This window comes from thiotrophic endosymbiont of Bathymodiolus puteoserpentis (Logatchev) (genome assembly GCF_900127505.1).
Taxonomy (GTDB): domain Bacteria; phylum Pseudomonadota; class Gammaproteobacteria; order PS1; family Pseudothioglobaceae; genus Thiodubiliella.
On record NZ_UEXF01000056.1, the window covers coordinates 14,393 to 18,208 of the forward strand.

Genomic DNA, 3,816 nt, shown 5'->3' on the forward strand with positions numbered 1-3,816 from the left:
GATTTAGTTAACATTTTTTTAAGCAAAACGACCAAGAAATAAGAGGTATTTTAACAAAAGTTGGTTGATTTGTCTAGGGTTATTGTTGGTTTTATTGTTATAAATCAATGTTTTGTGTGGTTTTTAAGGGCTGACTAATTATAACCACCTACAAAGACGCCTCTAACAACTCATTTTTCTTAACCAAATCATCAAGCCCCTGCAAGGTCTTTAACAACGCTCCCATCTTATCAATCGGCATAGAATTAGGACCATCGCTAAGGGCTTTTTCTGGGTTGGGGTGAGTTTCCATAAAAATACCGCTGATACCGACTGCAATAGCAGCACGGGCTAAAACTGGCACCATTTCCCGCTGTCCGCCTGAGGTTGTGCCTTGTCCACCAGGTTGTTGCACTGAATGGGTAGCATCAAATACCACGGGGCAACCAGTAGCACGCATTTGCGCCAAACCACGCATATCTGATACTAAGGTGTTATAACCAAAGCTGGTGCCTCTGTCGCAAACGGTGATTTGCTGATTGCCGGCTTCTCGGGCTTTAGCAACAACATTGCTCATATCCCACGGTGCTTGAAATTGGCCTTTTTTAATATTGACAGGAATACCCTGCTTGCACACATTTTGAATGAAGTTGGTTTGACGCACTAAAAATGCAGGGGTTTGCATCATATCTACCACGCTGGCAACCTCATCAAGCGGTGTGTCTTCGTGAACATCGGTTAGAACTTTGCAGTCGACTTCATCTTTTACTTTTTGTAAAATGCGTAACCCCTCTTCAATACCTAAGCCTCTAAAGCTACTAGTGCTGGTGCGATTGGCTTTATCATATGAAGATTTGTAAATAAAATTAATACCCAACTCCTCAGTGATTTTTTTTAAATAAGTAGCAGTCTCTAAGGCTAATGCCTCAGATTCAATAACACAAGGGCCTGCAATCAGGAAAAATGGCTGGTCAATACCAACTTCAAAATCTAATAATTTCATGGTTATGATTTATACAAAAACTCAACGCTCATTATATCGTTTAAAATAGTAGACTATGACGAATACACCTGACATTTTAAAAAAAATTATCGCACGCAAAGAAGTTGAAATTGCCGAATGTAAAAACAATATTTCAGAAAAACAAATGCTGGATGCTGCTTATAAAAACCGTGATACACGCGATTTTTACCAAGCATTGAAAGATAAAGCAGACGCCAAACAAAATGGTGTTATTGCAGAAATCAAAAAAGCATCACCTTCTAAAGGTGTATTGCGTGAGAATTTTAACCCTGTTGAAATCGCTAAAAGCTACGAGAAAGCAGGTGCAGCTTGCTTATCAGTTTTAACCGATAAAGACTTTTTCCAAGGTGACAACCAATATTTGAGCGATGTGCGAGAAGCAGTATCAATACCAGTGTTACGCAAAGAATTTATTATAGACCCCTATCAGATTTACGAAGCCAGAACCTTAGGTGCTGATTGTATTTTACTAATTACTGCTTGTCTAAGCGACGAACAAATGGAAGACTTTGCAATGCGTGCCATTGCTATTAATATGGATGTTTTGGTTGAGGTGCACAACATAGAAGAATTAGAGCGTACATTACAATTGCGCCTGCCAATGATTGGCATTAACAATAGAAACTTACGCACCTTTGATGTCTCTTTAGAGACAACCGTTGAACTCATGAAAGAAATCAAAGAAGACACTTTGATTATCACCGAAAGTGGTATTTTAACTGCAGATGATGTCAACTTTATGCGGGAGCACAATATTTACAGTTTCTTGGTTGGCGAAGCATTTATGCGTCAAGATGATCCAGGAAAAGCACTACAAGACATCTTTGGAGTAAATAAATGAAGACAACAGTCAAATGGATTGATAACATGATGATGGTTGGTGAGTCAGCCAGTGGCCACGCTGTGGTGATGGATGGACCTCAAGATTTAGGCGGCAAAAATCTAGGTATTCGCCCAATGGAGATGTTACTCCTTGGTATGGGCGGTTGCACAACCATTGATGTGGTATCAACACTGAAAAAAATGCACCAAGAAGCACATGATTGTCGCGTAGAAATATCTGCCGAGCGTGCTGAAGAACATCCAAAAATATTCACTAAAATTCACCTTCACTTTATTATTAAAGGCTCTGATTTAAACGATAAAAAAGTGGGTAAAGCCATAAGTCTGTCTGCTGATAAATATTGCTCTGCCTCCATCATGCTGGGCAAAGCTGCTAGCATAACCCATGATTTTGAAATCCATGAATAACACTTGGGGGTGGCTGGGCACGATTACGGGTATTACTGGTGGCTCACTAGTCGCACTCAACTTTAGCCACTCAAAATATGGCTATATTTTCTTTATGGTTTCGGCCGTCAGCTGGATTATTCAAGGTGTTAAAAATCATGACAAACCCTTGGTCTTATTAAATACTGTTTTTGTCTGCGTCAACACATTGGGCATCTACCATTGGTTCTTTTAAAAGGAAAATTCCATTTATTCTTCTTATTTTATCTCGCTCATTTAAACTCTAAAAAAAGCAAGATACTATATTTACTAAGGCTTAAAACAGGGGATGGCGCGCTCATTCATTGCTGATAATGTTGCTGTCAATAAGCCAACCGTATCCAGATAGATTGCTCATAATATAGGTAAGCGGTATTATCATTAACGCAACAATAGCAAAGAATTTACCTATCATCGGAAAATTGCGCAACAACCAAAAACTAAAGTTTACTTTGCCAGCCCTTATTCATCATGGGAGAGAGAATTAAGTGAACATACCGATGGCTTGCTTAGGCGCTACCCATCTAAACAAATGACATTTGACAATTTTGAAGCACAACTACTTAGTCAACCCTTAAAAACCACACAACAAATTGATTTATAACAATAAAACCAACAATAACCCTAGACAAATCAACCAACTTTTGCTAAAATACCTCTTATTTCTTGGTCGTTTTGCTTAAAAAAATNTGGCAAAAACTGGGCTTATTTTTTGTAAAATACCTAAGGTTTTTTGTGGTGCTGGATAAAAAGCAGTTTTGTTGATTTAGATGGTTGGCAAAATGGGTGGTTTTGGTTTGTTTGGAGTGGGTTTTTAAGGGGCGACTACTTAACAAGGCTATTGCCTTATTGAGTAGCAGACCAAGCAAAAGCCTGAATGATCAAATACCAAAAATGGTGTAAAGTGTCGTGCTAGCACCCGCTTATAGATCCATAATGCAACGAATGCTATAATAAAGATCCTTTGAACTTTTGTTGAGACCCGTAAAGTTAGAATTAGAACTCCCCTTTTCAATAAACAAATTACGACCCATCTTCGTATCTGACTTATCAGCATTCTTGGTCCACAAGTAGGCGTTAAGACCCATACCGAACCTTCGAGAATCCTCAATCTGGTAGCCAGCAAGTGCGATTTTAAGAAAACTAGAGAAGGCTGTAGCAGCATTAGTAATACTAACATCAGTAGTATCTGCTTTTAACTCTGCCTCAGTTGGCACGCTAAAGTCTACTGGACAGATGTCATTTCTACCCCATTGGTAATAATCCCCATAAGCACCACTGTCAGTACTTGACTCGGCAACTTTTGTTGCGCCAAGATTTCTATCAAGCCAGACTCTGCCTGTGTTAGGTGAGGTGATCAGTCCGTAAGTTAGCCCTTTAAACGATATTTTTTTTCCGCCTTCAATCGTTATTTTATTACTACGCTCCACCCAAGCAAGCGCGCCTAAGTCCATTTTGCGGCTGTCTTTAAAGGCTTTGCTGGCAATGGCAAAGTTGGTGAATTTTTGTTTGTTGCCCAGTGGTAGTTTGACAGTGAGTTTGCC

The 3,816-nt window shown here is 39.3% G+C and carries 5 protein-coding genes; 3 read left to right on the forward strand and 2 right to left on the reverse strand.

Features of this window, described 5'->3' with window-relative positions:
- Nucleotides 1–148: 148 nt before the first annotated feature.
- Nucleotides 149–982 carry a 3-deoxy-8-phosphooctulonate synthase gene (gene kdsA, locus BHECKSOX2_RS07255; RefSeq protein WP_090714918.1) on the reverse strand — a complete coding sequence of 278 codons (834 nt, stop codon included), beginning with the start codon at nucleotides 980–982 and terminating at the stop codon, nucleotides 149–151.
- Between the two features lie 55 nt (nucleotides 983–1,037).
- On the opposite strand from kdsA, the gene trpC reads away from it, so the two are divergent.
- The 3 genes from trpC to BHECKSOX2_RS07270 are packed head-to-tail and all read left to right on the forward strand — an operon-like array spanning nucleotide 1,038 to nucleotide 2,468.
- Nucleotides 1,038–1,844 (forward strand): indole-3-glycerol phosphate synthase TrpC, encoded by an 807-nt coding sequence (gene trpC / locus BHECKSOX2_RS07260; RefSeq protein WP_139683059.1) that lies wholly within the window; start codon nucleotides 1,038–1,040, stop codon nucleotides 1,842–1,844.
- A complete protein-coding gene (locus tag BHECKSOX2_RS07265) occupies nucleotides 1,841–2,254 on the forward strand; it encodes an OsmC family protein (RefSeq protein ID WP_090714913.1) in 414 nt (137 codons plus the stop codon). Before trpC ends, BHECKSOX2_RS07265 begins: the two co-directional genes overlap by 4 nt.
- Nucleotides 2,232–2,468, forward strand: coding sequence for a hypothetical protein (locus tag BHECKSOX2_RS07270; protein ID WP_180323711.1), 237 nt, complete (start codon nucleotides 2,232–2,234; stop codon nucleotides 2,466–2,468). The genes BHECKSOX2_RS07265 and BHECKSOX2_RS07270 overlap by 23 nt, the downstream gene beginning before the upstream one ends.
- A 727-nt stretch (nucleotides 2,469–3,195) precedes the next feature.
- Here the strand turns inward: BHECKSOX2_RS07270 and BHECKSOX2_RS07275 are convergent.
- The coding region (locus BHECKSOX2_RS07275) for a fibrobacter succinogenes major paralogous domain-containing protein (protein WP_218973231.1) at nucleotides 3,196–3,816 on the reverse strand (621 nt) is incomplete at its 5' end.

Excerpts from the sequence above, each read along its gene's own strand:
- kdsA (WP_090714918.1), bottom strand. The coding sequence starts at position 982 with ATGAAATTATTAGATTTTGAAGTTGGTATTGACCAGCCATTTTTCCTG.
- trpC (WP_139683059.1), top strand. The coding sequence starts at position 1,038 with ATGACGAATACACCTGACATTTTAAAAAAAATTATCGCACGCAAAGAA.
- BHECKSOX2_RS07265 (WP_090714913.1), top strand. The coding sequence starts at position 1,841 with ATGAAGACAACAGTCAAATGGATTGATAACATGATGATGGTTGGTGAG.
- BHECKSOX2_RS07270 (WP_180323711.1), top strand. The coding sequence starts at position 2,232 with ATGATTTTGAAATCCATGAATAACACTTGGGGGTGGCTGGGCACGATT.